The organism is Micromonospora sp. NPDC050784 (genome assembly GCF_044456765.1).
Classification (GTDB): domain Bacteria; phylum Actinomycetota; class Actinomycetes; order Mycobacteriales; family Micromonosporaceae; genus Micromonospora; species Micromonospora foliorum.
The window spans coordinates 20413-47380 of the sequence record NZ_JBITGG010000021.1 but is presented as its reverse complement, the minus strand read 5'-3'; the positions used below and the strand labels follow the sequence as shown (position 1 = coordinate 47380).

Here is a 26968-nt window from a genome sequence, read left to right as displayed (position 1 = left end):
ACTTAACGACATGTCCCAGGTGCTGTTGATCGAAGACCACCAGACGGTGCGCGACGGACTGCAGTTGGCGCTCACCCGACAGGGCCACACGGTGCACGCCGTGGGGACCGGTGAGCAGGGGTTGGAGCGGCTGCGCAGCACCCCGTCCGACGTCGTGGTCCTCGATCTCATGCTGCCCGGGATGGACGGGTTCGAGGTCTGCCGCCGGATCCGGCAGCTCGGGGACCTGCCGATCATCATGCTCACGGCGCGCAACGACGACATGGACGTGGTGGCGGGCCTGGAGGCCGGCGCCGACGACTACGTGGTCAAGCCCGTGCAGGCCCGGGTCCTCGAGGCGCGCATCCGCGCGGTGCTGCGACGGACCGGTGCCGAAACCCGGCGCGGCGGCGACCGGGCCGGGCCGGAACAGCACGGCGCGTTGACCATCGACCGGGCCGCACTGGTGGTCAGCAAGGACGGGACGCCGGTCAGCCTCGCCCCGACGGAGCTGCGGCTGTTGCTCGAACTCTCGCACACGCCCGGCCAGGTGCTCAGCCGCCAGCAGCTGCTGGAGGCTGTGTGGGAGCACGGGTACCTCGGCGACTCGCGACTCGTGGACGCGTGCGTCCAGCGGGTACGCGCCAAGATCGAGGCCGACTCGTCGGCACCTGTCTTCATCCAGACCGTGCGTGGTTTCGGATACCGGTTCGGGCCGCTGTGACACTGTGGCGCCGGATCGGCGCGCGGGTCTCGGGTCTGCGGGTCCGGCTCGTGCTGGCGTTCGCGCTGCTGGGCGTGACCACGACGGTTGCCGTGGCCAGTGGCAGCTACTTCCAGGCTCGGACAGTCATCCTGCAGCAGGCGCAGGACGCGGCGGTGATGTCGCTGACCGAGCAGCTCACGAAGGTCTACCCGATCGCCCAGCTTCCGCCGACGCAGGACGACCTTGAACTGTTGGCTCAGCGCCTCAGCGACCGGGAGAGCTTCGCGGTGGTCGTCTACCGGGACCTGCGGGCACAGGGCGGCTCCGAAGTCGCCGACCCGCTCACCCCCGAGCTGCGGCAGAAGGTCCGGGACGGTCGCATCGCCTGGCAACGTGTGTCACTCGCCGGAGAGCCCGCGCTGCTCATCGGCACCCAGTTGGCGCTCGACCGCCCGGACGGCACGTCCCGCCCGTCCGGGGTGGAGGTCTACTCGGTGCGCAATCTCGTGCCCGAGCAGCAGAGCATCGACCGGCTCGCCACCAGGGCGTGGCTGACCGGCGGCCTGTCCCTGGTCCTCGCCGTCCTGCTGGCCCTGCTGTCCGCCCGCGGAGTCCTACGACCCGTTCGCGACCTGGGCCGGGCGGCACGTCGCCTCGGCGAGGGGGACCTGACGACCCGGCTGACGGTCCGGGGCGCCGACGAGCTGGCCGATGTCGCGCGGACCTTCAACGACACCGCGGGCACGCTGGAGCGACAGGTCGGCGAGCTGCGCCGGTTGGAATCCGACGCCCGCCGCTTCGTGGCCGACGTCTCGCACGAACTCCGTACGCCGTTGGCCGCGATGACGGCGGTCACCGACGTACTCGACGAGGAGGCGGAAAACCTGCCGGGGGATGCGGGCCGGGCCGCCCGGCTGGTCAGCCAGGAGACGCAGAACCTGACCCAACTGGTCAACGACCTCATCGAGATCAGCAGGTTCGACTCCGGCACCGCCCGGCTCGCCCTGGACGACGTGGACGTGGCCGCGGCGGTGACCGCGACCCTGCGGATCCGCGGGTGGCTGGACCGGGTACGAACGGAGTTGCCACCCGGCGTCGTGGCCCGACTCGACCCCCGCCGGCTGGACGTCATCGTTGCCAACCTGGTCGGCAACGCCTTCCGGCACGGTGCCGAGCCGGTGTCGGTGCGCCTGAGCGCGGAACCGGACTGGGTCACCATCGAGGTGGCCGACCGGGGGCCGGGGTTGGACCCGGAGGTGTTGCCACACGTCTTCGACCGCCTCTACAAGGCCGACACCGCGCGGACCCGCTCCGAGGGCAGCGGCCTCGGCCTCGCCATCTCCTGGGAGAACGCGCGCCTGCACCGCCACGGCGAGCGACGGGGAAGTCTCGTCGCGGGCAACGGCACCCACGGCGGCGCGGTGTTCACCCTCCGCCTGCCCCGCGACACGGCGGACACCGGCGGTGCCCAGTGATCGGCCGGCGGACCGGCCGCGCGTTGCTCGCCGGCGTGCTGCTTCTGACGCTGCTCGCGGCGGGCTGTGGGGTACGACCCAGCGCCGTCATCATCGGTCGCCCGCCGATCAGCGGCCCCGCCCAGGGCACCTGGCTCTACCTACTCGCGCAGGGCGAACTGGTGCTGGTCCTGCGCCCGGCCGCGATGGACCCGTCGCCCGCCGACGCGCTCGCGCTGCTCGCGGCCGGTCCGCAGGAGAACGAACGCGGCCAGGGTTTCACCAGCGACGTTCCGGCCGGGCTCGGCCCGGTGACGGTGACCGAGGGAAGTCAGTCCGGTGACCTCACGGTGCGGACGAACGCCGCCGCGCAGACGTTGTCAGCGCACGGGGCCGACCAGATCATCTGCACGACGGTCGCCGCCGCGGCACAGGTCAACGCGGCGAACACCGCCACCACCGTCACCATCGTCGGGCCGGATGGCTCCCGTGGGCCTCGGCCCTGCCCGATCAGGTGACCGGGCGCCGACTCACACCAGCTGGTCGACCGCTCGATCCGCCCGGGGCAACCCGCTGTGGCGAACCCGGTCCTGGTCCGCCAACGCGCCGGCGATCAGGATGTCGATCAGTGCGGCGAACTCGATGCCGGCCTGCTGCCAGATCTGCGGGAACTGTGACGCGGCGGTGAAACCGGGGAACGTGTTGACCTCGTTCACGATGGGCTCTGTCGACCCCTCGGTGGGCAGGAAGAAGTCGACCCGCAGCAGCCCGCGGCAGTCGAGGGCCTCGAAGGCGCGGATCGCCCGGTCCTGCAGCACCTCCGTGGTCTCCGCGTCGAGCGGGGCGGGTATCTGGAAGATCGCCCCGCCGTCGTACTTCGCGTCGTAGTCGAAGAAGCCGGCACCGGTCACCCGGATCTCCAGCGGCGGGCCGGCCTGCACCCGGCCGTCCGGGTGTTGCAGGACGGCCACGTCGATCTCGCGCCCCCGCGCCCCCTGCTCGACGAGCACCTTCGGGTCGACCTGGCGGGCCTGCTCCAGGGCGGCGGGAACCCCGGCCCACTCGTTCACCTTGACGACGCCCAGGCTCGACCCGGCCCGGGCCGGCTTGACGAAGACCGGCAGCTCCAGTCGACGCTGGTCCTCGGGCGACAGGTCCTCCCCGGGACGCAGGGTCACGCCCGGGCTGACCCGCAGGCCCTCCGCCGCCAGGAGCCGCTTGGTGACCCCCTTGTCCATGCCGGCGGCGCTGGCGAAGACGCCGTTGCCGACGTACGGCACGCCGAGCCATTCCAGCAGCGACGACACGGTGCCGTCCTCGCCGTACGGGCCGTGCAGGGCCGGAAACACCACGTCCTGGGCGCGCAGGACGCGCAACGCCGCGGGGAGGGGTGTGGGTCGGCCGTCGACGTGCCACCCGCCGTCGCGGTCGATGAGTACCTCGGTGACCTGGTACCGCTCACGGTCCAGGTGGGCGAGGATGCTCGCCGCCGAGCGGCAGGACACCTCGTGTTCGCCGCTCTGCCCGCCGTACAGCACTGCCAGTCGGGTTGTCATGAATTCCGTGCCCTTCCGTGGAGGTGCTCGCGGGCCACCCGGGCCCCGATGCCGGTCAAGATCTCGTGTGGGTTGGTGTCGGCCCAACGGGCCCACTCGACGACCGTCGGAGGGCGCTGGTCACCCTCGCCGGGGCCGAACACCACGACCGGGTCGCCGATCGCCACGGGAAGATCCCCGACGTCGACCACGCACTGGTCCATGGCGATGCGCCCGACGATCGGGCACCGCCGACCGGCGACCCACACCGAGGCGCGACCACCCGCGGCCCGGGGCAGCCCGTCGGCGTAGCCCAGCGGCAGTAGCGCCAGCGTGGTCGGTGCGCCGGTCACATGCTCCGGGCCGTAGGAGACGCCTGTGCCGGCCGGCACCCGCTTGACGTTGACCACTCTCGTTCGCAGGGTCATCGCGGCGTGCAGCCCGAACTCGCCCGGACCGCTCGCGCCGAACGGGTCCACGCCGTAGAGGGCGATCCCGATCCGGCAGAGGTCGAAGCGGGTCCGTGGTGCGGAGAGCGCGGCCGCCGAGTTGGCCAGGTGGACGAGGTCGGGATCCAGACCAGCCGACCGCGCGGTCCGCAACGCCTCCTCGAAGATCGCCACCTGCCGGCTGAGCGCCGGGGCGCCCGGCAGGTCGGCGTCGGTGAGGTGGGACCACACCCCACGCACCCGGATCCCGCCCTCCCGTTCGTACTTGCGGGCCCAACCGACCAACTCGGGCCAGTCGTCCCCGGCGGCCCCGTTGCGGGACAGCCCGGTGTCCGCCTTGAGCTGCACCATCGCCGGTACGCCGAGCAGACGGGCCGCGTCGGCGACGGCGTGCAGGTGCGTCGTCGTGGACACGCCGACGTCGACGCCACCCTTGATCAACATACCGAAGTCGTCATCCGGGCCGTGCAGCCAGCTCAACGTGGGCGCGGTCACACCCGCTTCGCGGAGGGTCAGCGCCTCGGTTGTCGAGGTCACCCCCAACCAGGCGGCGCCGGCGCGGAGCGCGGCCCGGGCCACCTGGACTGCGCCGTGGCCGAACCCGTCGGCCTTCACCACGGCCATCAGTCCGGTGCCGGTGACCGACGCGATCGTCCGCACGTTCGCGGCGATCGCGTCCAGGTCGACCAGGGCCTCGGCGAGGGCGCTCATCCGGCCGCCGCCGTCCGACGCGTGCCGGGGAGCGCGAACAGCCAGCCGGCGCGAACCGCCAGCAGCCCGCGGTGGATGGCCAGGCTCAGGCCGATCACGAGGCCGGTCAGCAGAATCGGATAACCGAGCACAATCAGGTCCTGAGCGGACCGACCCAGGCCGGAAACCGGTACGAGTAACAGCCGGTGCAGCAGGGCCAGGACCGGCATGTGGATGACGTAGATCGGCAGGGTGATGCGGCCGAGCCTAGCCAGCGGTTTGCTGAGCGCCGACCACCGGGCCACCCGGGCAGCGGCGGTTATGCCGAAGATCACTGCCACCACGGAGACCGCCGTCCATACCCCGAACCACTGCTGGGCGCCGGTCACCGCCATCGCGGCGAGCGCCAGGACATAGGTGCCCGAGGTCAGCACCAGCCGGCGGCGGCTGGCGGTGCCAGCCCACTGTTGGATCTGCGGACGCAGGTACAGGCCGGCGAGGAAGAAGAGCAGATTCTGGTAAAGACCGGCGCGGTTGCCCGGGGTGTCGAGCAGGCCGGCGGCGGCGACGGCGGACAACGCGGCGGCGGGGACCAGGACCAGCGCCCGGGGCACCCGACGGGTCGCCTTGGCGATCGTGAAGTACAGCGCCAGGGCGTACAGGTACCAGAGGTTGGACGGCGTGATGGTGAGCTGCTCCAGCAGGCCGAGAGGCGAGGTGGCACGGTCGGTCGGCAGTTCCGGCGCGGCGGCGAGAACCGCGGTGTGGATCAGCAGCCAGACGGCGTACAGGTAGAGGAACCCGGCGATCCGGCTGCGGGCGACCACTCGCCATGGCCGCTGGGCGGCGTTCGCCGCGAAGACGCCCGAGATGGTGAAGAACAACGGCATCCGCAGCGGAAGGAACTGCTCACCCAGCGTTCCCCAGAAGCCCGGCACCGGTACGCCGACGTGCCAGTCGATCTGGAGGTAGTCCTTCACGACGACGTGCCACAGGACGACGAGGATGATGCAGACGCCTTTCGCGGCGTCGGCCCACTCGGCCCGCTGGGGTCGTCCCACGGCGGGGGTGGTTCCGGCCCGGTGACGGAATCGGACGCGCGTCGCGTCGGACTCCACGTCGACGGGCCGGGACTCGGTGCGAGACAGCAGTTGGATCACTCACCAGAAGCTGCCAGCCGGATATCCGCACGCTATCCACGAATTGTCATGATCCGGTACCGAGAAGCCCCCGGCTTGGCCGTGGGGGAGGCAGCGAATACCCCTGCCTATCGGGTCGAGGGCGGCGCGTCTCCCTCGTCGTGTTTGAGGATGATGCGGGCGATCTCGTCGATGGGAGCTGCGGGGAGATGCCAGGTTGGTGTGAAGTCGTCGGGCAGCGTGGTGCCGACGTAGATCGAGATTCGGGCTGCGCGAAGCATCGGCACGTCATTTGGGGTGTCACCCACGGCCGCGATTTGCTCGGGGGGAACGCCGAGGGCGTTGGCGTATTCGGCGAGCAGGATGGGCTTGGTTGCCGGGAAGACGTGGCGGTATCCGCCGTTTCCGTCGGGTGCGGTGCCGAAGTGTGCGTTGACGCCGAGGCGGCCGGCGAAATAGGCGACGTTGGGGGCGTGGGTGAGGGACGCGATGATCGTGGCGATGCCGGCCGTGTGCAGCGCGGTGATGCCCTCGATCGCGCCGGGCGCCAGCGGGATGTCGGCGAGTACCGCGTCCATGTCGTCGATGCTCAGGTGCTGGAGGTACTCCCACATGCCGAGGCGCGCCGCGATGAGGTCCTGTTCAGTGCGCGACTGTTCCCAGACGGACATCTGAGCGGCGAACCCGAATGCGTCAGCGATGGCCTCCATGCAGGTCTGCCCCCGGATGAGGGTGCCGTCAAGGTCGAAGGCGACCAGCCGAATCCCGGCCGGGGCGTCGGCATGATCCTGTCGATCAGGGCCAGTGCGTTGGTAGGGCATCGATTCTCCGAATCAGGAGCTGTTCCGACGCCTGCCATGGCGCACGTGCAGCATCCCGTACCGGCCGAACTTCGGCGCCTCCGGGTTACGACCCCAGTCCGCCACATTCAGCTTGATTCGTAGGCGGTGCCGAGCCGCCCCGGCGGCACTAGGCTCGTCGCGGAGGTGCCGAACATGAAGCTCGGGCTGCACTACTGGAACTACTCGACCCCGGCCGATCCGGCCGCGATCGCACCGACCCTGGCGCAGGCGGCGACAACCGCCGAGCAGGCCGGCGTCGCGTCGTTCACGGTGATGGACCACTTCTTCCAGATGGACGCGGTGTTCGCGGCCGAGGAGCCGATGCTGGAGGCGTACACCACGCTGGGCTACGTCGCGGCGAAGACCCAGCGGATGACGCTGGGCGTGCTGGTCACCGGCGTGATGTACCGCTATCCGGGGTTGCTCGCCAAGACCGTGACGACCCTCGACGTGCTCTCCGGAGGCCGGGCCCGCCTCGGCATCGGCGCCTCCTGGTACGAGCGGGAGCAGCTCGGGCTGGGTGTGCCGGTCGTCTCGGTGGCCGAGCGGTTCGAGCGGTTGGAGGAGACGCTGCGCATCTGCCGTCAGATGTGGAGTGCCGACGACGGCCCGTTCAACGGCAAGCACTACCAGCTCGCCGAGACCATCAACTCGCCGCAGCCGTTGAGCCGCCCGCACCCGCCCATCATGATCGGCGGTGGGGGTGAGAAGAAGACCCTGCTGCTGGTGGCCCGGTACGCCGACGCCTGCAACCTGTTCGGCCGCGGCGGCATCGACGACGTCGCGCGCAAGCTGGATGTGCTGCGGGGGCACTGCGCCGCGGAGGGCCGCGACTACGACACCATCGAGAAGACGGTGGTCGCCTCCCAGGCGCCGCTGGACGACACCGACGCGTTCCTCGCCGAGGTGTCCGAGTACGCCGCGCTCGGGGTGAGCGAGGTGCAGGTGACGCCGGATCGGCACCCGGTCGAGTTCGCCCAGCGGCTCGGCGACGAGGTGCTGCCCCGGTTGGCCGACATCGGCTGATTCCGCTACGACGCTGCCGGCGCCAGCTCTGAGCAGGACTATCGGTGGGCCGGTTTCGGGCGGCCGCGAGACGTACAGTGTGGGCGGTGTGGATTGAAGAGCATCTAACCACGGTCCCGGACGTGACTGATGTCGTACTTGATCTATCCAATGTTGTGCGCGAGCGTGGGCTCTGCAGTGAACGGGAGGCCGACCTGCGCCGCCTGCCGGCGTTGATCAAGGGTCTCAAGGTCTACCTGCAGGACGAGACCGTTCGGGTGTACGCCGTGACCGACTGGTCGCTCTGGCGCTCGAAGCACCTGCTGCCGCCGGCCGACAGGCGCACCCTGAAGCGCTGGATTGATCTCGGCTGGGTCGAGGCCCGCGAGCACGCGGACGATCGCGTCGTTGAGATCGCTGATGTCACCGGCGCCAGGATCGTCAGCCACGACACCTTCAAGGGCAGGCATCGAGCTTTTCCCTGGATCCCGGGCAGCTCCGACCGTTTCCTCGGGATGGAGCCCGATGGCGACGGCATCCGGGTCGTCGCGCGGGAGATCCCGATCTACCCTGAGCGTGTGCTGTCCAGCGCCGAGGAGCACGAGCTGTTGATGGAGGCAGGGCTGTACGACCGGGAGCGCCAACTGCGGCGCGCGCCGCTGTCGCGTGCCTGGTTGTGCCCCGAGCCGGAGTGCCCGCTTTTCGGCGCCGAGCGTGCCGATGGTCAACCGCTTCCGGCGTACCGCAACGGTCGGGTGTGCTGCCCAACGCACCGGCAGGCGATGGCCGACCTCGGCCCGCTCGTACGCCCGTTGCAGATCAAGGTATCGGTGGACCGTAAAGTGGTCGATCGTTTTCAGGTGCCGCCGGGAGAGCCGGTGATCGTCGGCCGGGAGTTGCTCCAGCGCGTGCCGGCGGCGCTCCTGGAGTGGATCAGCCGACGGCACGCCGAGATCCGCTGGGACGGCCAGGCGCTGACGATCGCCGATCTGCGCAGCAGCCACGGTGTGCGCGTCAAGGGCCGCAGGCTCACGCCCGGCCGGCCGGAGCGGTGGAACTTCCGCGATGCGGTCGCCCTGCATGACCGGGTCAAGCTGGTGGTCAGCGGCCGACACTACGTCTTTGACGTCGAGCCGCCATCGCCTGCGGAGCCGCCCGCTGTGGCGTTCGACGCGCAGACTCGCCAGCACCGGGACCGCCGGTGACCGGTCGGCGGCTGGATGATCGCTACACCCTTGGTGAGCGCATCGGCGCCGGCGGCTTCGGGCAGGTGTTCCTGGCCCGGGACACGAAAATGGATCGGGATGTCGCGATCAAGGTGGTCAGGGATGAGGGAGAGCCTGCTCACCTTGCCCGGTTGCTGCGCGAGGCGAAGGTGCTCGCCGGAATCCGGCACCCCAACATCGTCTACATTCTCGACGTCGGTGACGATTACATCGTCATGGAACGGCTCACCGGTCCGGATCTGCTGACGTTCGTGAGGCCGCGGCTGCCGCTTCCGGTGGACGAGGCGGCCAGCTACGGGGTCGCGCTGGCCGGCGCTTTGACGGTTCTGCACGACCGGGCGGACCCGATCGTGCATCGCGACCTCAAGCTGGAAAACATCATGCTGGACGGTGAGCGCGGCCGTCAGCAGGTCAAGCTCGTTGACTTCGGGCTCGCCGCGGCCCCGAACATGACCCGGGTGACCCAGATCGGTGCGGTGGTCGGCACGCCCGGTTACATGGCGCCGGAGCGGCGCAACGGACTCCCCAGCGGTCCGCCCTCCGATGTCTACGCGCTCGGCGTCATCCTGCACGTGCTGCTCAGCGGGTCGATGCCGGTCGCGGCGGACCCGACCTCCGGACGGGGCGCCCGATCGCTCGCGCAGCTGCGGCCGGCGCTGCCGCCCGGCCTGGCGGACCTCGTCGATCGCATGCTCGCCGCTGACCCGGCCCTGCGACCCGGCGCGGCGGAGGTCCGCGACGCCCTGGCCGGTGTCGGCGGGGCGCGGGTCGCGGCGGAGGCCGTCGCCTCCCGGCTGGCCGGCCAGTTCACGGAGATCCAGGTCAAGTTCGGTCAGGGACGCGAGGCTCTCGCGGCCTTCGCGCTGGTCCGGCTGCTGGCCCGGGCTGCGGCGGAGCTGGGGCCCGACCATTCGCTGGTGCGTCGGATCAGGGCGTATGCCGAACTCAGGCGAACTCCGTAGTGGCCCACAGCGTCGCCGTCGCGGTGTCGCCCGCGGTGAAGCCGCCACTAATGTTCTTGACGGTGGCGTAGCCCACCAGGCCCTTTTCGGTCTGGAAACAGAAAATCGAGTTCTTCTGGACCACGACACGGGTGGTCCCGACCGTCGCGATTTGGTCATGGCAGGTCCGGGGCGACGGCTGGGTGCCCTTGAGCAGGTTCGCGACGCTGGTCTCGTATCCGCCGCGGCTCCCGAGGATCGTGGACTCCTCGTCGTTGGTGAGGCCGAGTTTCAGATCGATCACGCCGGTGTTCGTGCCCCCCACGGTGGGAGGAAGCCGGTCCATGTCGATGCCATCGCCGTTGATCCGAATGACGCCCGTCCACCGGACCTCGTCCGCTGTCGCAGACGGGGACGCAGACGTAGACGTAGACGGGGACGGAGATGGCGGGCTGGACGCCGCCGCTGTGCTGCTGACCTGAGCAGCCGGCGTCGATGACGAGCCGGCCAGCCCTCCGGGGTCCCTTCCAGGGTCGGTTGGGTCGGGGAGCAGTTTGACCGTGACCAGGATCGCCGCCGTCAACACCACGGCTGTGGTTCCGGCGGCGATCAGCCACCGCCGGACGCTGGCCCGGCGGGGCTGGACTTCGGCCAGCGGTGCGGGTTGGGCCGCGAGGCGAGCCAGCTCCGCCGTACGTGCGGCGATGTCGGCCGTCAACGCCGGAGGCAACCAGCCCTCGGCCGGCCTGGGCGTGCCGGCGCATTCGGCGATCACCTCTGCGGTGGTCGGCCGAGCGGTGGGGTCGACCGACAGGCACCGCTCGATCAGGCCTCGCAGCTCCTGCGGGCAGCCGGTCAAGTCCGCCTCGCCGTTGGTGATCCGCAGGAGTTGGCTGGTAAGTGTCCCGTCACCGTAGGCCGACCGGCCGGTCGAGGCGAAGTACGCGATCGCGCCGAGGGCGAAGACGTCGGAGGCTGGTACGGCCTCCCGACCGAGCGCGACCTCCGGAGCCATGAAGCCGGGCGTACCGACGGGTGTGCGCGTCATGAGGCTCTTGGCGATGTCTGTCGCCCGGGCGACGCCGAAGTCGATGACCGTCGGGCCGTTGGCGGCGAGGATGACATTGCCCGGCGAGAGGTCCCGGTGAATGACATCGCAGGAGTGGATGTTCTGCAGCGCGGAGGCGACCGTGGCGATCAGCGTCTGCGTGGTTGGCAGCGGCAGGGGGCCATGCGCGCGAACGGCGTCCAGCAGCGTCGGCCCGATCACGTATGCCGTCGCCAGCCAGGGCACGGGTGCGTCCGGGCCAGCTTCCAGCAGCGGCGCCGTGTACCGGCCCGACACTTCCTGGGCCGCCCGTACCTCTTGCGCGAACCTGGCTCGGAAGGCCGGATCATCGGCGTACTCCGGGCGTATCACCTTGATGGCCAGCGGGCGTCCTCCCGGCGCGAAGCTGAGGTAGACCTCGCCCATGCCCCCGGCACCGAGCCGGGCGCGCAGGCGATACCCGCCGATCTCCTGCGGGTCGCGACTGTTCAAAGGGGACAACACAGGCTTCAGCCTAAGGCAATGCCGCCTCCCGGGTCGGCCGGTGCTGGCGACGACGAGGGCTGCCCTCCCGGCGAAGCGGAGGGCAGCCCTCGTCACTGATCGACTACGGTCAGGCGACCGAGGCGGGGAACCGTTCCCACACCCGGTGCGCGGCCATCAACTGCTGCACCGAGGTCAGCGCCTCGGCGCCCGAGCCCGCCGCCACGACGCCCGGGGTGCCGGCGACGCCGGCCTGCTCCAGCACGGTGGCGCCGGCGCCCCAGGCGCCGATCGCCTTGGCGTGCCGCCAGCACTCCTCGACGAGCAGCAGCACGCGGGGATCCACGGTGGCCGGGGCCGGACTGCCTGCCTTGGCGTCGCGGGCGGGCAGGGCATCCGGCGCGGGTGCCGGCGCTCCGGCCAGCAGGACCGCGTCGAACTCGACCGACCGGCCGGTGGCGAAGGTGCGTTGCACCGGCAGGTCGCCCACCATGCCGCCGTGCGGGGCGATCAGCAGCGGCACCATGCCGGCGTCGAACACGGCCTGGCGGACCTCGTCGACGCCGTCCAGGTCGCCGTCGGGGTCGACGACGATCCCGACGGTGCGGCCGTCGCTCGGCCACTCCCGACCGACCTGCGACAGCGCCGGGCTGGGCGTGACGTCGGGGAGCGGCACGGTCGGCTGCGGCGCGGGCAGGCCCAGGCCGGTGGCGACCTGCTCGCAGAGCACCGGGTCGATGTTGGCGAGGCTCTGCAGCTGACGCTCCTTGATCGCCTGGTGGTAGCACTTGCCCAGCTCGAAGGTGTACGCCCGGATGATGTGTTCCTTCTCGACCGGCGACATGCTCAGCCAGAACAGGCGGACCTGGCTGTAGTGGTCGTCGAACGAGGCCGGGTTCGCGCGTACCTTCGGTGCCTGCGCGACAGTGACCGGCACGTCGACGAAGGCGTGCTCGGCGTCACCGGCCGGGAACGGGTTGCCGCCGTCGAGCGAGTTCGGTCGGTACGGCGCGACACCCGCGTGCACGGCGTGCTGGTGGAAGCCGTCGCGCAGCATGTCGTTCACGGCGGCGTGCGGGCGGTTGATCGGGATCTGCGTGAAGTTCGGCCCGCCCAGCCGGGTGAGCTGCGTGTCGACGTACGAGAAGAGTCGGCCCTGCAACAGCGGGTCGTTCGTGACGTCGATGCCCGGGGGCAGGTGACCGAGGTGGAAGGCGACCTGTTCGGTCTCGGCGAAGAAGTTCGTCGGCGTCCGGTTGAGCACGAGCCGCCCGACCGGCTGCACCTCGGCCAGCTCCTCCGGCACGATCTTTGTCGGGTCCAGCAGGTCGATGCCGGCGAAGGTCTCCTCGGGAGTGTCCGGAAAGACCTGGATGCCCAGCTCCCACTCGGGGTACGCGCCGGCCTCGATGGCGTCGTAGAGGTCGCGACGGTGGAAGTCCGGGTCGATGCCGCCGATCAGCTGCGCCTCCTCCCAGGTCAGCGAGTGGACGCCCAGCTTCGGCTTCCAGTGGAACTTGGCCAGCACCGTCTCCCCGGCCTCGTTGACGAGGCGGAAGGTGTGCACGCCGAAGCCCTCCATCGTCCGGTACGAACGCGGAATGCCTCGGTCGGACATGTTCCAGATGGTGTGGTGCTGCGCCTCGGTGTGCAGCGACACGAAGTCCCAGAACGTGTCGTGGGCGCTCTGCGCCTGCGGGATCTCCCGGTCGGGGTGCGGCTTGCCGGCGTGGATGATGTCCGGGAACTTGATCGCGTCCTGGATGAAGAAGACCGGGATGTTGTTGCCGACCAGGTCGAAGGTGCCCTCGTCGGTGTAGAACTTGGTGGCGAAGCCACGGGTGTCGCGGACCGTGTCGGCCGAACCCCGCGAACCGAGCACGGTGGAGAACCGCACGAAGACGTCGGTCTCACGCCCCTTCTTGAGGAAGCCGGCCCGGGTGACCGCCTCGGCGGTGCCGTACGCGGTGAACACACCGTGCGCGCCGGCGCCCCGGGCGTGCACCACGCGCTCCGGAATGCGTTCGTGGTCGAAGTGCGTGATCTTCTCGCGTAGGTGGTGGTCCTGCAGGAGCACCGGGCCACGCGGGCCGGCCTTGAGCGAGTGGTCGGTGTCGCGCAGCCGCGCCCCGTTCGCGGTCGTGAGGTAGGCACCCTGCTGACCGTTCGCGATCGTCGGCGCGCCGGTCTCCGCGCCGGTCGGCGTGCGCGTCTGCGGCGCACCCTGTTCCGGCTTCGGCGGCAGCGGGTCATGCGGCGTCGTCGGCTCCTCGAGGGGCGGTGGCGCGCTCCCCGGCGCACCGGGGACATCCGGGCTCAGGGCGTCGGCGATCTTTCCTGAGGCGGTCTTCACGGCGTTCTTGACTGCCTCGGCGGGCTTGCTGGAATCCACTGAATGAACCTCTCCATGGCGCGTGTGCGGGCCGGCGCCTGCCCTGCTACCCCTGGTCAGAGGGTCGAAACACAACTCGTCTCGGCATCCTGCCTCGGGACTGGTGATTTCGCCGATGCCGGGATCGGCGGAGCAGCCAAAACTGACACACGTCGATATCCCTCGACTTTAGGGAGTGCCCGACGTGTCCTCACCAACCACCACCCGTCCCCGTTCCGTCGCAGCCCGTGCCACCCGGTTCGCGCTGGCCGCCGTCCTGGCCGCCGGCGGCGTCCTGGCCGGATCGTCCGGCGCCGCCCAGGCCGCGAGCCCGTACGAGCGGGGTCCCGACCCGACCACCGCGATCCTGGAGGCCAGCCGCGGCCCGTTCGCCACGTCCTCGCAGAGCGTGTCCTCGCTGAGCGTCACCGGCTTCGGCGGCGGCGTCATCTACTACCCGACCAGCACCAGCGAGGGCACCTTCGGCGCCATCGCCATCTCGCCCGGTTACACCGCCGCCTGGTCCAGCATCAGCTGGCTCGGACCGCGCATCGCCTCGCACGGCTTCGTGGTGATCGGCATCGAGACCAACACCCGGCTGGACCAGCCGGACAGCCGGGGCCGGCAGCTTCTCGCCGCGCTGGACTACCTCACCCAGCGCAGTTCGGTGCGTACCCGGATCGACAGCAGCCGGCTCGCGGTGGCCGGCCACTCGATGGGTGGCGGTGGCACCCTGGAGGCGGCCTCGTCGCGACCCTCGTTGCAGGCCGCGGTGCCGCTGGCGCCGTGGAACACCGACAAGAGCTGGTCCGAACTGCGGGTGCCCACGCTGATCATCGGCGGCGAGAGCGACACCGTCGCGCCGGTCGCAACGCACTCCGTGCCCTTCTACAACAGCATCCCGGCCTCCGCCGAGAAGGCGTACCTGGAGCTGAACGGGGCGAGCCACTTCTTCCCGCAGACCACCAACACGCCGACCGCGCGGCAGATGGTGGCCTGGCTGAAGCGGTTCGTCGACGACGACACCCGCTACGAGCAGTTCCTCTGCCCCGGCCCGAGCGGATCGCAGATCGAGGAGTACCGCAACACCTGTCCCAGCGCCTGACGGCGGTTACGGGGCGGTCGCCGCTGGCGGCCGCCCCGTCCACGTGCGCGCTGCGGCATTGAAGGTCTTGACGCCAAACCCGAGAAACGTACACTGCGAGTGTAAATAAACACCCGCCACGACAGAGGGATGGGTGATGGAGCGCGGCCTCGAACTGCACCACATCGGCGTCCGTTTCGGCGGCCTCACCGCCCTCGACGACGTCTCCCTGCGGGTGCCACCCAACCAGGTGGTGGGCGTCATCGGGCCCAACGGCGCCGGCAAGACCACGCTCTTCAACGTGATCTGCGGCTTCGTCGCACCGGAGACGGGTTCACTCACCCTCGACGGCCGGCCGCTGCGACCACGGCCGCACCGGCTGACCCGGCTCGGCATCGCCCGGACCCTGCAGGGCACCGGGCTCTTCGCCGGGCTGAGCGTGCTGGAGAACGTGATGACCGGGGCGTCGCACACCGCCCGTGCCGGCTTCGTCCCTGCGTTGCTCGGGCTGCCGGCCAGCGACCGCGACGAGCGCCGGCTCCGCGGGGACGCCCTGGCCGTCCTCGACGAGCTGGGCATCGCCGGGCACGCCGAGGCCGCGCCGACCACCCTGCCCTTCGCCGTACGTCAGCGGGTCGCCCTGGCCCGTGCGCTCGCCGCCCGGCCCCGACTCCTCCTGCTCGACGAGCCCGCCGGTGGCCTCGGCGCCGACGACATCGCCGAGCTGGCGGAGCTGGTCCGGCAACTGCCCCGGCGGGACACCGACCCCTGTGCCGTGCTCCTGGTCGAGCACCACATGGACCTGGTGATGGCCGTCTGCGACGAGCTCGTGGTGCTCGACTTCGGCCGGGTCATCGCCGCCGGCACCCCGGACGAGATCCGCGACGACCCCGCGGTCACCGACGCGTACCTCGGTGCCACCGTCGAGGAAGAGGTCTCCCCATGACCAGCACCGACCTGCTCGTGGTGCGGGGGTTGGTCGCCGGTTACGGTGCCGCGCCCGTGCTGCGGGCCATCGACCTCACCGTCCCTGCTGGCACGATCGCCGCGGTGGTCGGCGCCAACGGCGCCGGCAAGACCACCCTCCTGCGCGCGCTCTCCGGCATGATCCGCCCGGCCGCCGGACAGGTCCTGCTGGCCGGGGAGGACCTTCGCGGTACGCCGGTGGAGCAGCTCGTCCAACGCGGCATGGCGCACGTCCCGGAGGGCCGGGGCGTGATCAGCGAGCTGACCGTCGACGAGAACCTGCGGCTGGGCGGGTTGTGGCGGCGCGACCGGGCCGACGCGGGGCGGGCCCTCGACGAGGTCTACCAGCTCTTCGAGCCGCTGGCCCGACGCCGCCGGCACCTCGGTCACCAGCTCTCCGGTGGTGAGCGGCAGATGCTCGCGCTCGGTCGGGCCCTGGTCGGCCGACCCCGTCTGCTGCTGCTGGACGAGCCGTCGCTCGGCCTGGCGCCACGGGTGGTCGCCCGGACCATGGCCCTGCTGCGGCAACTGCGCGACCGCACCGGCCTGACCGTCCTGCTGGTCGAGCAGAACGTGCGCAGCGCGCTCGCCGTCGCCGACCAGGGCGTCGTGATGTCCCTGGGTCGGGTGGTGATCGCCGCCCCGGCGGTGCAGCTTCGCGACGACGTCGACCTGCGCCACGCATACCTCGGTTTCTGACCACCACCTCGTCCCCCGGAGGGAGAACTGTTGGACCGCTTCGTCTTCCTCACCGTCGACGGCCTGTCCCGGGGCGCGGTGTACGCCGCGTTCGCACTGGCCCTGGTGCTCATCTGGCGGGCGGCGCGGGTCGTCAACTTCGCCCAGGGGGCGATGGCCGTCGCCGCCGCGTACGTCGCCTACACCGTCAGCGCCGCGACGGGCTCCTACTGGCTGGGCTTCGTGGTCGCGATCGTCGCCGGCCTGCTGCTCGGTGCGCTGGTGGACCGCGTGGTGATGCGGCACGTCGATCACGCCTCACCGCTCAACCCGGTGATCGTCGCGCTCGGGCTGGTGCTGCTGATCCAGGCTGTGCTGGGCATGGTGTACGGCAGCGAGTTCCGCCCCGCCGAGGCCCCCTTCAGCCGGTCCGCCCTCACCGTGGGCGGGGTCGCCGTGCTGTCCCCGTACGACCTGTTCGTCTTCGCCACGATCGGCGTGGTGGTGAGTGGCCTGGCCTGGCTGTTCGCGCGTACCCCGGTGGGGTTGCGGATGCGCGCGGCGGCCTTCGCTCCGGAGGTCTCCCGGCTGCTCGGGGTCAACGTCGGTGGCATGCTGACCCTCGGCTGGGCGCTCGCCTCCGGGGTGGGCGCGCTGGCCGCCATGCTGGTCCTGCCGACCGAGTTGGGCCTGCACCCGCACGCGATGGACCTGGTGTTCGTCTCGGCGTTCACCGCGGCGGTGGTCGGCGGGCTGGACAGTCCACCGGGGGCGGTGGTCGGTGGTCTGGTGGTGGGTTTGCTGCTCTCCTACGTGAGCGGCTACGCCGGCAGTGACCTCACCCCGCTCGCGGTGCTGGTCCTGTTGCTGGCGGTGCTGCTGGTCCGGCCCGGTGGGCTGTTCGCCCCGGTCGCGGCGAGGCGGGTGTGAGCGCCACGAGGGCGGCCCTGCCGCCGACACACCAGCTCGACGACCCGGGCGGCCGACCGGTCGACCGGCGACGCGGCTCCACCCTGCTGCGTCACCTCGCGGTTGTGCTGGCCGCCGGATTGCTGCTGGTGATGCTCAGCTACGCCGTCGAGCCGTTCCGCAACTTCCAGCTCGCCACCGTGGCCGCCTACCTCTGCGCGACCGCCGGCCTGACCGTCCTCACCGGGCTCAACGGGCAACTGTCGCTCGGGCACGGCGCGCTGATGGCCACCGGGGCGTACACCGTGGCGTTGTGCCAGACCGCGTTCGCCGACCGGGGCATGACCGGTGGCTGGTTGCTGCCGCTCTCGCTCGGTGCGGCGATCCTCAGCACCGTCGCGGTCGGCGCGGTGGTCGGTGTGGCCGCGGCCCGGCTGCGCGGCCCCTACCTGGCCGGGGTCACCCTCGCGGTGGCCGTGGTGGTGCCGGCGTTGGCCGTCACCTTCGACGGCGTCTTCAACGGCGAGCAGGGGCTGTCGGTGCCGGTGGAGCCGCCGCCGCTGTCGCTCGGCCCGTACTTTCCCTACGAGCGGTGGCAGCTCTGGGTCACCGGCGCGGCCACCCTGCTCGCCCTGCTGCTGCTGGCGAACCTGATCCGCAGCCGGTACGGGCGTACCTTCCGGGCGGTCCGCGACGACGAGGTGGCCGCCCGCCTCGCCGGCATCCACGTGGCCCGCACCCAGGTCCTCGCGTTCGTGGTCAGCGCCGCCACCGCCGGGCTCGGCGGCGCGCTGCTGGCGGTGCTCGCGCAGAGCGTCTCACCGGGGGCGTTCTCGCTGACCCTGTCGCTGTTCCTGCTGATGGCCGTGGTGATCGGTGGCCTGGGTCGACTGACCGGCGCGCTGTGGGGGGCCGTCCTGCTGGTCGCCCTGCCCGATCTGACCCACTCGGTGACCGAGATGCTCACGCTCTCGCCCGCGCTGGCGCAGCGGCTGGAGGGCAACCTCCCCCTGGCGATCTTCGGACTCACCCTGATCGTCGTCATGATCGCCGCCCCCGGCGGTGTCCAGGGTCTGCTGTCGCGTCTCGGCCGGGCGTTGCTGGCCAGGCGGCCGACCCGGCGTTCCTGAGCTGTCCTCGGTCCGGCCTCGGCCGGGCGCCCCACCACCACACCGTTCCCACAGACAACCGGACCGAGAAAGGTCGGTGTTTCCCATGCACCGTAAAGCGCATCGCGGCCTCGCGATCGCCAGCACCCTTGCCCTGCTCATCACCGCAGCCGGCTGTAGCGGCGACGACGGCCCCGGCTCCGGCGGGGCGTCGGTGCCGGGCGTCACCGACACCGAGATCGTCGTCGGCACCCACATGCCGCTGACCGGGCCGGCCTCGGCCGGCTACTCGAAAATCGCCCCGGCGACGAAGGCGTACTTCGACTACGTCAACGCCAACGGCGGAGTGCACGGCCGCAAGATCACCTACAAGATCATGGACGACGGCTACAACCCGGCGAACACCCAGCAGGTGGTCCGTCAGCTCGTCCTGCAGGACAAGGTCTTCGCCATCCTCAATGGTCTGGGCACGCCGACGCACACCGGTGTGCTCGACTTCCTCAAGAGCAACCGGGTGCCCGACCTCTTCGTCGCCTCCGGCAGCCGCAGCTGGGACCAGCCGGACAAGTATCCGGGCACGTTCGGGTTCAACCCGGACTACACGGTCGAGGGCAAGATCCTCGCCAACTACGCGAAGCGGGACCTGGCCGGGCAGAAGGTCTGCTTCCTCGGTCAGGACGACGACTTCGGCCGGGACAGCCTGGCCGGCGTGGAGAAGGTGCTCGGGGCCGGTGCCGTGGCCGTCAAGCAGACGTACGTCACCAGCAACACCAATGTGGCGCCGCAGATCGGGGCGTTCAAGGCGGCCGGTTGCCAGGTCGTCGTGCTGGCCACCGTGCCCGGCTTCACCGCGCTCTCCATCGGCACCGCGGCACGGTTGGGCTTCAAGCCGCAGTGGCTGGTCTCCAACGTCGGTGCCGACCACCCGACCCTGGCCAAGCAGCTCGGCGCCGCCGCACCGCTGCTGGAGGGCATGGTCGGTACCAATTACCTGCCGATGCAGAACGATACCGCGAACCCGTGGGTCCAGCTCTTCACGAAGGTCAACAAGGAGCACAACGGCGACGCGCCCTTCGACGGCAACACCGTCTACGGCATGTCGGTCGGCTACCTCTTCGTGCAGACGCTGCTCGCGGCCGGCAAGGACCTCACCCGGGAGAAGGTGCTGGACGCCGTACAGAAGGGCGGCTTCCAGGGCCCGGGACTGGTGCCGCTGCGCTTCTCCGCCAAGGACCACTCCGGGTACGGCGGCCAGCGGCTGAGCCGGGTGAGCGGGGGAGTGCAGAGCTACTTCGGGCCGGCGTACGAGACGGACGAGGCGGACGGGCCGGTCAACGAGTACACAGCCACCCCGGCCGCGCCGCCGGCGAACGGGGTGCCGACCGTCTCCTGAGGCCCCGTAGCCCCGACGTCCGACCGGGCGTGGTTCCGCGTGACCACGCCCGGTCGGACGAGTGCGCGCGGGCTGCTGGCGCGGCCTGCCGGCCGATCGTCGGAGGCGTTGACCGATACCGATCGACGCTCCTACTATCTGCACCGTGAATGCATATTCGGGCCGACTCGCGGACCGGGTCGCCATCGTCACCGGCGCCAGTCGGGGCATCGGTCTCGCCATCGCCCAACGCCTCGTCGCCGAGGGCGCGCGAGTGGGTCTGACCGCCCGCCGCCCCGAGGGGCTGGCCGAGGCGGTCGCCACCCTCGGCGGGCCGGCACACGCCCTGGCGGTGGCGGGCCGGGCCGACGATCCCGCGCACCGGGCCGCCGCGGTGCGCCAGGTGGGCGCGACGTTCGGGCCGGTGGACCTGCTGGTCAACAACACCGGCATCAACCCGGTGCACGGCCCTCTGGTCGAGCTGGACCTGACCGCCGCCCGCAAGGTCCTCGACGTGAACGTGGTCGCCGCGCTCGGCTGGGTGCAGGAGGTCTGCGCCGCCGGCATGACCGAGCGCGGCGGCAGCGTCGTCAACGTGTCGTCGATCGCCGGGCTTGGCCCGTCACCCGGCATCGCCTGCTACGGGGTCAGCAAGGCCGCGCTCAACCACCTCACCGCCAGCCTCGCCGTGGAGCTGGGGCCCACGGTGCGGGTCAACGCGGTCGCCCCCGGCGTGGTGAAGACCCGCTTCGCCGCCGCCCTCTACGAGGGGCGGGAGGCCGAGGTCGCCGCGCGGTACCCGCTCGGGCGCCTCGGCCTGCCGTCGGACGTGGCGGGCGCGGTCGCCTTCCTGGCCTCCGACGACGCCGGCTGGATCACCGGGCAGACCATCGTCTGTGACGGCGGCGTCTCGCTGACCGGCCGAGCCGGATGACGACGTCGGCGGAGCGTCCGATGCCGCTGATCAACGCCTGTCTAGACTCGGCGGTGCGTCGGCGGACGCCATGGCGGTGAGGGGGCGGGGGCGGATGGACGGGGTCGATGTGGCGGGCCGGGTCGACGGGCGCACCGCCCGCGCCGAGCGGACCCGCGCGGCCATCGTCGAGGCGCACCTCGCGCTCATCTCCGAGGGCGACCTGCGCCCGACCGGGGAACGCATCGCCGAACGGGCCGGCATTTCGCTGCGCACCCTCTGGACCAACTTCAAGGACATGGAGACGCTCTTCGAGGCCAGCGGCGCGGAGGTACTCCGCCAGCAGGACGCCGCCTACCGGCCGATCTCAGCCGGGCTGCCGTTGGCGAAGCGGGTCGACGCGTACTGCCGGCAGCGGGCTCGGCTGCTGCAGCTCATCGCGCCCTCCGCGCGGGCCGCCCAGATGCGGGAGCCGGTCTCCGAGCAGCTGCACCGCAACCGTCTCAAGCACATCGAACGGGTCCGCGACGAGGTCGAGGAGCTCTTCGCCGTCGAGCTGGCCGCAGCCGGGTCGGGACGGGAGCAGTTGCTCAACGCCCTGGTGGCGGCGAGCATGTGGCAGGCCTGGTCGATGCTGCGCTACGGGCTCGGGTTGGGCGTGGACCAGGCCCGCGCGGTGATGTCCCGCACCGTGGGCGCCCTGCTGGCCGAGGTCGCGCCCGACTGATTCCGGCCCGGCCCGATATCGCCGACTCTTTCCATTCGGTTTCCGATGGGTAACACTGGCAGGCATGGTTACTGCATCAAGAGTGCAACTAACCGTGCTGCGTGGCCGGGACGACGAGTGCCGGGCTGTCCGGAGCCTGCTCGACGGCATGACCAACGCCGGCGGTGCCCTGCTGGTGCGCGGAGAGCCCGGATCGGGCCGGACGGCGCTGGTCGGCTACGCCCACCGGCACGCCGAGGGCTGCGCCGTGCTCGTCGGCAGCGGGCTCGCCGAGGAGGCCGCCCTGCCGTACGCCGGCCTGCAACGACTGGTCGACCCGGTGCTCGACCGGGCCGCCGCCCTGCCCACCGATCAGCGCCAGTTGCTGCGCCGCGCGCTGGCCGGGGAGGGCTGCCCGGCCGACCGGCAACTGACCCTGTCGATGGCGGTGCTCGGGCTGCTCGCCGCCGCCGCCCGGGACCGGCCGTTGCTCGCCACCATGGACGACATCGACCGAGGTGACCCGCAGACCGCGCAGGTGCTGGCGTTCGTGGCCCGCCGACTGCGGCACCTGCCGCTCGCCGTCCTGCTCACCGCGGACGTCACCGCCAACCTCGACGGGATACCGGCACACCGACTGCGTCCGCTGACCGAGCCCGAGAGCACCGCCGTCCTCACCGACCGGCTCGACCGACTGATCGAACGCGAGGGCGTCGAGCGGCTCCCCGACCGACCCGCCGCGTCGGCCCTGACCGCGTTGGCCACGATCGGCGGCGGCAACCCGCAGGCCCTGGTGGACCTCGCCGACATGCTCACCGCGGGGCAGTGGCGGGGGGAGGAGTCGTTGCCCGTGGCGCCGCCGGCGGACGGCGCGCTGGGTCGCGCGTACCGCGCCCGGCTGGACCGGCTGCCACCGGAGACCCGACGGGTGCTGCTGCTCGCCGCGCTCGACGAGGACGGCGAGCCGGGCACCCTGATCCGCGCCGCGGCGGCCGCCGGCGCCGAGGTCGAGGCCCTCGCCCCGGCGGAGGTCGCCGGCCTGGTCCGCGTCGAGCAACGCGGCGTCACCTTCCCGCAGCCGCTGGTACGCGCGATGATCGCGGCCAGCGCGCCGCTCGCGGTGCGCCGCGCGGCGCACCGACTGCTCGCCGAGGTGCTGGTCGCGGACGGGCAGCGGCTGCGCCGGGCGATGCACCTCGCCGCCGCCACGGCGGGAGCCGATCCGGTCCTCGCCGCCGAGCTGGAGCAGGCGGCGGTCGGTGGACCCGACGGCTGGGCCGCCGCCTCGGTGGCCCTACGGTGGTCCGCCGAGCTGAGCGACCATCCGACGCTGGCCGCCGCTCGCCTGCTGACCGCCGCCCGGTACGCCTGGGCCGGCGGACAACCCGACGAGGCCCGGCTGCTGCTCGACCGCCTCCGCGCCGTCACTGCCGACCCGGTCGTCCGAGGACGCGCCGACCTGCTCCGCGGTGAGCTGGAGCTGCGCTGCGGTACCGCGTCGAGTGCGTCGGTCATGCTGCTGGCCTCCGCTGCGGCGGTGGCCAGCACCGACCGCGCCCTGGCGTTGGCCGGGCTAGTGCGGGCCGGCGAGGTGGTCTGCTTCACCGGCGACCAGCACCGCTACGCCGAGGTCGGCCGCCGGGCGTCGGCCTTACGGCGCCCGGACGACCCACCTGCCCTGGAGGTCATGGGCTGTCTGATCGCCGGGGTGGCGGCGACCCTGCGGGGTGACCACGAACGAGCCGGGCCCGCGCTGCGCCGCGCCGTGGTGCTGGGCGGCCGGCTGACCGGTTGGGCGTTGACCCCGACCGCGCTCAGCTGTGCCGCGGCGGCCGGACTGCTGGTGGCCGTGGACGGCGCGGCCCACCGGCTCGCCGAGCGTGCCGTCGAGCTGGCCCGGGAACGCGGCGAGCTGTCCATGCTGTCGCGGGCGTTGGAGCTCCGGGCGGTCGCCGAGTACTGGCTGGGTCGACACGAGGCGGCGGCGGAGACCTCCCGCGACGGGCTGCGCGTCGCCCGTGCCACCGGCCAGGTCAACTGCGCCAACGTCCATCTGGGCATGCTCGCCGTTCTCGCCGCGATCCGGGGCGACCGCGACACCAGCCTGCGGCGGATCCGCGAGATCGGCGAGTCGCCGACGCCGGGCAGCCGTCCGCACGCGTTCGCCGCGTGGGCCCTGGCGGTGCTCGATCTGGTCGACGGCCGGCACGCCGAGGCCGCCGACCGGCTGGCGTCGCTGGCCCGGATCGGCACGGGTAGAGGTCAGGTCCTCGTGCAGGTGATGGCCACCCCGTACCTGGTGGAGGCGGCGGCGCACCTGGCGCACCGACCGGCGGCGACGGCCGCGCTCGCCGCGTTCGACAGGTGGGCCAGCAGCACCGCGAGCCCGCTGCGCCGGGCACTCTCCGCGCGGTGCCACGCGCTGCTCGCCCCCCGGGGCGGGGCAGAGGCGGAACGGGACTTCCAGGCGGCGCTGCGCCTGCACCCGACGGAGGCCGGCACGTTCGAGCGGGCCCGGACCGAACTGCTCTTCGGCCAGGAGTTGCGCCGCAGTCGACGCCCTCGCGACGCGCGGACGCACCTGCACCAGGCCCGCGAGATGTTCAGCCTGCTCGGGGTGGAGTGCTGGGCCGAGCAGGCCACCACGGAGCTGCGGGCGGCCGGGGAGTCGATCGGTCCGCCGGACCTGCCCGCGGCGCGGTTGCTGACCGGCCAGCAACTGCGGATCGCCGAGTTGGTCGCCGAGGGCGCCACCAACCGGGAGATCGCCGCCCGGATGTTCCTCTCCACCCGTACGGTCGACCATCACCTGCGCAACGTGTTCCACCGGCTGGGCATCCGTTCGCGGACCGAGCTGGCCCGCGCGTTCACCGCCGAACGGCACGTCGGTCTGGCCTCCGACCGGTGACCGTCCGGTCTGGACGCGTTTAACTATCACCGCTAGTTTGAGCGTCATGGACCTCACCCTCTCCGCCGAGCAGGCGGCGGTCCGCCAGCTGGCCGCCGAGTTCGCCGACCGCGAGCTACTGCCGCACGCGGCCGCCTGGGATCGCCGCGAATCGGTCGACCCCGCCATCGTCGGCATGCTCGGTGACCTGGGCTTCCTGGGGCTGACCATCGCCGAGGCCGACGGCGGTTCCGGTGGCGACCACCTCGCGTACTGCCTGGTCCTGGAGGAGCTGGGCCGGGGAGACTCGGCGGTGCGGGGCATCGTCTCGGTCTCCCTCGGCCTGGTCGCGAAGTCGATCGCCGCGCACGGCAGTGCCGAACAGCGGGCCGAGTGGCTGCCGAGGCTCTGCGCCGGCAGCGCACTCGGCTGCTTCGCGCTCACCGAGCCGGACAGCGGCTCGGACGCGGCCGCCCTGCGCACCCGTGCGGTCCGCGACGGCACCGACTGGCTGCTCACCGGCACGAAGACGTTCATCACCAACGGCACCACCGCCGACGTCGCGCTGGTCTTCGCCCGCACCGGCGGCCCCGGGCACCGAGGAATCACCGCGTTCCTGGTGCCCACCGACAGCCCGGGGCTGACCCGGCGGGAGATCCACGGCAAGCTCGGCCTACGTGGTCAGGCCACCGGCGAGCTGGGCTTCGACGAGGTACGCGTGCCCGACACGGCCCGCCTCGGCGCCGAGGGCACCGGGTTCCGGTTGGCCCTGGCCACCCTCGCCAAGGGTCGGATGTCGGTGGCCGCCGGGTGTGTCGGCATCGCCCAGGGCTGCCTCGACGCGGCGGTCGGTTACGCCGGACAGCGGACCCAGTTCGGCAAGCCGATCGCCGGGCACCAGCTCGTCCAACAACTGCTCGCCGCCATCGCGGTGGACACCGCCGCCGCCCGGCTGCTGGTGTGGCAGGTGGCCGACCTGATCGACCGCGACCAGCCGTTCGCCACCGAGGCGTCGACGGCCAAGCTCTTCGCCAGCGAGGCCGCCGTCCGCGCGGCCAACAACGCGGTCCAGGTGTTCGGTGGGTACGGCTACATCGACGAGTATCCGGTCGGCAAGTACCTGCGCGACGCCCGGGTGGCCACGCTCTACGAGGGCACCAGTCAGATCCAGCAACTTCTCATCGGACGCGCGCTCACCGGCGTCAACGCCTTCTAGCAGCTGTAGGGGAGACCTGCCATGAGAGTGTTCACCTCGTTCGAGGAGTTGGCCGCCGCGACCGGTGAGAGCCTCGGGCCCGGTCCGTGGCAGCGCATCGAGCAGAGCCGCGTCGACCTCTTCGCCGACGCCACGGACGATCACCAGTGGATCCATCTCGACCCGGTCCGAGCCGCGGCGGGGCCATTCGGGGGCACGATCGCGCACGGGTACCTCACCCTGTCGCTGTTGCCGGCGTTGGCGAGCGGGCTCTACCGGGTCGAGGGGGTGGCGATGGGGGTCAACTACGGGCTGAACCGGGTGCGCTTCCCCGCGCCGCTCCGGGTCGGCGCCGCCGTACGCGCCACCGCCACCATCGCCGATGTGTCGCCGGTCAGCGGCGGTGTGCAGCTGGTCGTGACGGTCACCGTGGAGAGCGACAGCGGCGGCAAGCCCGTCTGCGTGGCCGAGACCGTGAGCCGGCTCTACCACGCCGTGGAGCAGTGACCCACCCGGTTCGTCGGGAGCTGGCCGAGGTGCCGCGACGACTGTCTGGCCGTGGCCCGCTGCAAATGACAGTGACTCGTGGCGGGCGTCGCAGACCCCGCCACCTGAGCACCACCGCACGCCGACGGGGCGGCGACGGATTTCGTCGCCGCCCCATCGTCTACGCGGTCCTAGCAGTCGATGCGCAGTGAGCTGGCCTTGTTACGTGCGCTGGTCGCCAGATTGACGTTCGCGCTGTTGTTCCAAATCGATTGCAGCGGTGTCCCCGTTCCACTGCCGTTGTCGAAGAGCCTGACGGTCCCGCCGCCCCGGTTCTTCGCCGACTCGATGTTGTTGTTCACACCAGACGGCAGATTCAGGAAGGTCCCACAGGAGGCCGGGACGTACATGGTTCCCGTCGCATTGAGGCCGGTCCACAGGCAGGCGTAGCCGGCCGGGCAGTCACTCCAGGCCTGGGTTCCGAATCCGACCTCGGTCAGACCGCTGCTCGTCGCGGTGTGCGACCGGGCGTCGGCGGGTGCGGCGGACGCCGGAGAGCCCACCAGCGGCACGAGTAGACCGACGGCGATCGCGACGGCCGCGAATCGATGCCGCATCGAGAGCCGGGGTCCCGACGGGCGGTATTCAACCGCGCTAGGGGTGATTTTCATGTCTACCTTTCCTGGGCTATTGACGCTTCAGCGATGGGCGTTGCCTCGATAACATGCTCGTAATCGAATACCCCCTCGTCGATTCAGGATCGCGTGACGCCCCCCGATTCCAGAACGGTCATCA

At 71.5% G+C, this 26968-nt stretch carries 24 protein-coding genes; 17 read left to right on the top strand and 7 right to left on the bottom strand.

The features are described from left to right. Positions 1 to 10 precede the first annotated feature (10 nt). The 3 genes from ACIBD9_RS25435 to ACIBD9_RS25425 are packed head-to-tail and all read left to right on the top strand — an operon-like array spanning position 11 to position 2657. Positions 11 to 703, top strand: coding sequence for a response regulator transcription factor (locus tag ACIBD9_RS25435; RefSeq protein WP_238659822.1), 693 nt, complete (start codon positions 11 to 13; stop codon positions 701 to 703). Continuing rightward, positions 700 to 2160 carry an ATP-binding protein gene (locus ACIBD9_RS25430; protein ID WP_396721435.1) on the top strand — a complete coding sequence of 487 codons (1461 nt, stop codon included), beginning with the start codon at positions 700 to 702 and terminating at the stop codon, positions 2158 to 2160. Before ACIBD9_RS25435 ends, ACIBD9_RS25430 begins: the two co-directional genes overlap by 4 nt. After that, positions 2157 to 2657: a hypothetical protein gene (locus tag ACIBD9_RS25425; RefSeq protein ID WP_396721434.1), complete on the top strand. Its 501-nt coding sequence runs from the start codon at positions 2157 to 2159 to the stop codon at positions 2655 to 2657. The genes ACIBD9_RS25430 and ACIBD9_RS25425 overlap by 4 nt, the downstream gene beginning before the upstream one ends. Positions 2658 to 2669: 12 nt before the next feature. On the opposite strand, the gene ACIBD9_RS25420 is transcribed toward ACIBD9_RS25425, so the two are convergent. The 4 genes from ACIBD9_RS25420 to ACIBD9_RS25405 all read right to left on the bottom strand — a co-directional run bounded on the left by ACIBD9_RS25420 (position 2670) and on the right by ACIBD9_RS25405 (position 6773). Continuing rightward, on the bottom strand, positions 2670 to 3695 hold the full coding sequence (locus ACIBD9_RS25420) for a D-alanine--D-alanine ligase family protein (RefSeq protein WP_396721432.1): 1026 nt from the start codon (positions 3693 to 3695) through the stop codon (positions 2670 to 2672). Continuing rightward, positions 3692 to 4834 carry an alanine racemase gene (gene alr / locus ACIBD9_RS25415; protein WP_396721430.1) on the bottom strand — a complete coding sequence of 381 codons (1143 nt, stop codon included), beginning with the start codon at positions 4832 to 4834 and terminating at the stop codon, positions 3692 to 3694. Before alr ends, ACIBD9_RS25420 begins: the two co-directional genes overlap by 4 nt. Then, complete coding sequence (locus tag ACIBD9_RS25410) at positions 4831 to 5874, bottom strand: acyltransferase family protein (protein WP_396721428.1); 1044 nt, start codon at positions 5872 to 5874, stop codon at positions 4831 to 4833. Before ACIBD9_RS25410 ends, alr begins: the two co-directional genes overlap by 4 nt. Before the next feature lie 206 nt (positions 5875 to 6080). Then, entirely contained in the window at positions 6081 to 6773 is a 693-nt protein-coding gene (locus ACIBD9_RS25405; RefSeq protein WP_396721426.1) for an HAD family hydrolase, read from the bottom strand. 174 nt (positions 6774 to 6947) lie between these two features. Here ACIBD9_RS25405 and ACIBD9_RS25400 point away from each other — a divergent pair, with 174 nt between their 5' ends. The 3 genes from ACIBD9_RS25400 (at position 6948) to ACIBD9_RS25390 (ending at position 9987) form a co-directional block, all read left to right on the top strand. Further along, on the top strand, positions 6948 to 7820 hold the full coding sequence (locus ACIBD9_RS25400) for an LLM class F420-dependent oxidoreductase (RefSeq protein WP_396721424.1): 873 nt from the start codon (positions 6948 to 6950) through the stop codon (positions 7818 to 7820). 86 nt (positions 7821 to 7906) lie between these two features. Continuing rightward, a complete protein-coding gene (locus ACIBD9_RS25395; protein ID WP_396721422.1) occupies positions 7907 to 9004 on the top strand; it encodes an FHA domain-containing protein in 1098 nt (365 codons plus the stop codon). After that, positions 9001 to 9987 carry a serine/threonine-protein kinase gene (locus ACIBD9_RS25390; RefSeq protein ID WP_396721421.1) on the top strand — a complete coding sequence of 329 codons (987 nt, stop codon included), beginning with the start codon at positions 9001 to 9003 and terminating at the stop codon, positions 9985 to 9987. The genes ACIBD9_RS25395 and ACIBD9_RS25390 overlap by 4 nt, the downstream gene beginning before the upstream one ends. Here the strand turns inward: ACIBD9_RS25390 and ACIBD9_RS25385 are convergent. Together ACIBD9_RS25385 and ACIBD9_RS25380 are read right to left on the bottom strand one after the other, a co-directional pair. Next, the gene (locus ACIBD9_RS25385) at positions 9971 to 11614 is read right to left on the bottom strand and encodes a serine/threonine-protein kinase (RefSeq protein ID WP_396721420.1); all 1644 of its coding nucleotides are present in this window, start codon (positions 11612 to 11614) and stop codon (positions 9971 to 9973) included. The genes ACIBD9_RS25390 and ACIBD9_RS25385 overlap by 17 nt on opposite strands. Positions 11615 to 11627: 13 nt before the next feature. Beyond that, positions 11628 to 13889 carry a catalase gene (locus ACIBD9_RS25380; RefSeq protein ID WP_396721418.1) on the bottom strand — a complete coding sequence of 754 codons (2262 nt, stop codon included), beginning with the start codon at positions 13887 to 13889 and terminating at the stop codon, positions 11628 to 11630. 184 nt (positions 13890 to 14073) lie between these two features. Between ACIBD9_RS25380 and ACIBD9_RS25375 the strand changes: the two genes are divergently transcribed. The 11 genes from ACIBD9_RS25375 to ACIBD9_RS25325 all read left to right on the top strand — a co-directional run bounded on the left by ACIBD9_RS25375 (position 14074) and on the right by ACIBD9_RS25325 (position 26194). Then, the gene (locus tag ACIBD9_RS25375; RefSeq protein ID WP_396721417.1) at positions 14074 to 14973 is read left to right on the top strand and encodes an alpha/beta hydrolase family protein; all 900 of its coding nucleotides are present in this window, start codon (positions 14074 to 14076) and stop codon (positions 14971 to 14973) included. A 136-nt stretch (positions 14974 to 15109) separates the two neighbouring features. Further along, entirely contained in the window at positions 15110 to 15898 is a 789-nt protein-coding gene (locus ACIBD9_RS25370; RefSeq protein WP_396721416.1) for an ABC transporter ATP-binding protein, read from the top strand. Beyond that, on the top strand, positions 15895 to 16617 hold the full coding sequence (locus ACIBD9_RS25365) for an ABC transporter ATP-binding protein (RefSeq protein WP_396721414.1): 723 nt from the start codon (positions 15895 to 15897) through the stop codon (positions 16615 to 16617). Before ACIBD9_RS25370 ends, ACIBD9_RS25365 begins: the two co-directional genes overlap by 4 nt. Positions 16618 to 16647: 30 nt before the next feature. Next, entirely contained in the window at positions 16648 to 17526 is an 879-nt protein-coding gene (locus ACIBD9_RS25360; protein WP_396721413.1) for a branched-chain amino acid ABC transporter permease, read from the top strand. After that, entirely contained in the window at positions 17523 to 18635 is a 1113-nt protein-coding gene (locus tag ACIBD9_RS25355; RefSeq protein ID WP_396721411.1) for a branched-chain amino acid ABC transporter permease, read from the top strand. Before ACIBD9_RS25360 ends, ACIBD9_RS25355 begins: the two co-directional genes overlap by 4 nt. Positions 18636 to 18720: 85 nt before the next feature. Beyond that, positions 18721 to 20007 (top strand): ABC transporter substrate-binding protein, encoded by a 1287-nt coding sequence (locus ACIBD9_RS25350; RefSeq protein WP_396721409.1) that lies wholly within the window; start codon positions 18721 to 18723, stop codon positions 20005 to 20007. Between the two features lie 145 nt (positions 20008 to 20152). After that, on the top strand, positions 20153 to 20920 hold the full coding sequence (locus ACIBD9_RS25345; protein WP_396721407.1) for an SDR family oxidoreductase: 768 nt from the start codon (positions 20153 to 20155) through the stop codon (positions 20918 to 20920). A 94-nt stretch (positions 20921 to 21014) separates the two neighbouring features. Beyond that, complete coding sequence (locus ACIBD9_RS25340) at positions 21015 to 21626, top strand: TetR/AcrR family transcriptional regulator (RefSeq protein ID WP_396721406.1); 612 nt, start codon at positions 21015 to 21017, stop codon at positions 21624 to 21626. Between the two features lie 64 nt (positions 21627 to 21690). Continuing rightward, the gene (locus ACIBD9_RS25335) at positions 21691 to 24513 is read left to right on the top strand and encodes an AAA family ATPase (protein WP_396721404.1); all 2823 of its coding nucleotides are present in this window, start codon (positions 21691 to 21693) and stop codon (positions 24511 to 24513) included. 46 nt (positions 24514 to 24559) lie between these two features. Further along, positions 24560 to 25708, top strand: a complete 1149-nt coding sequence (locus tag ACIBD9_RS25330) for an acyl-CoA dehydrogenase family protein (protein ID WP_387165872.1) — start codon at positions 24560 to 24562, stop codon at positions 25706 to 25708. A gap of 21 nt (positions 25709 to 25729) precedes the next feature. Then, positions 25730 to 26194, top strand: a complete 465-nt coding sequence (locus ACIBD9_RS25325) for a MaoC family dehydratase (RefSeq protein WP_396721403.1) — start codon at positions 25730 to 25732, stop codon at positions 26192 to 26194. Between the two features lie 170 nt (positions 26195 to 26364). Here ACIBD9_RS25325 and ACIBD9_RS25320 read toward each other — a convergent pair whose 3' ends face one another. Beyond that, a complete protein-coding gene (locus ACIBD9_RS25320) occupies positions 26365 to 26790 on the bottom strand; it encodes a peptidase inhibitor family I36 protein (protein WP_396721401.1) in 426 nt (141 codons plus the stop codon). Positions 26791 to 26968: the final 178 nt, after the last annotated feature.

Bases quoted from the DNA above. Each gene is read 5' to 3' on its own strand.
- ACIBD9_RS25370 (WP_396721416.1), top strand. From the start codon at position 15,110: ATGGAGCGCGGCCTCGAACTGCACCACATCGGCGTCCGTTTCGGCGGC.
- ACIBD9_RS25420 (WP_396721432.1), bottom strand. From the start codon at position 3,695: ATGACAACCCGACTGGCAGTGCTGTACGGCGGGCAGAGCGGCGAACAC.
- alr (WP_396721430.1), bottom strand. From the start codon at position 4,834: ATGAGCGCCCTCGCCGAGGCCCTGGTCGACCTGGACGCGATCGCCGCG.
- ACIBD9_RS25320 (WP_396721401.1), bottom strand. From the start codon at position 26,790: ATGCGGCATCGATTCGCGGCCGTCGCGATCGCCGTCGGTCTACTCGTG.
- ACIBD9_RS25365 (WP_396721414.1), top strand. From the start codon at position 15,895: ATGACCAGCACCGACCTGCTCGTGGTGCGGGGGTTGGTCGCCGGTTAC.
- ACIBD9_RS25400 (WP_396721424.1), top strand. From the start codon at position 6,948: ATGAAGCTCGGGCTGCACTACTGGAACTACTCGACCCCGGCCGATCCG.
- ACIBD9_RS25325 (WP_396721403.1), top strand. From the start codon at position 25,730: ATGAGAGTGTTCACCTCGTTCGAGGAGTTGGCCGCCGCGACCGGTGAG.
- ACIBD9_RS25350 (WP_396721409.1), top strand. From the start codon at position 18,721: ATGCACCGTAAAGCGCATCGCGGCCTCGCGATCGCCAGCACCCTTGCC.
- ACIBD9_RS25335 (WP_396721404.1), top strand. From the start codon at position 21,691: ATGGTTACTGCATCAAGAGTGCAACTAACCGTGCTGCGTGGCCGGGAC.
- ACIBD9_RS25405 (WP_396721426.1), bottom strand. From the start codon at position 6,773: ATGCCCTACCAACGCACTGGCCCTGATCGACAGGATCATGCCGACGCC.
- ACIBD9_RS25340 (WP_396721406.1), top strand. From the start codon at position 21,015: ATGGACGGGGTCGATGTGGCGGGCCGGGTCGACGGGCGCACCGCCCGC.
- ACIBD9_RS25435 (WP_238659822.1), top strand. From the start codon at position 11: ATGTCCCAGGTGCTGTTGATCGAAGACCACCAGACGGTGCGCGACGGA.
- ACIBD9_RS25330 (WP_387165872.1), top strand. From the start codon at position 24,560: ATGGACCTCACCCTCTCCGCCGAGCAGGCGGCGGTCCGCCAGCTGGCC.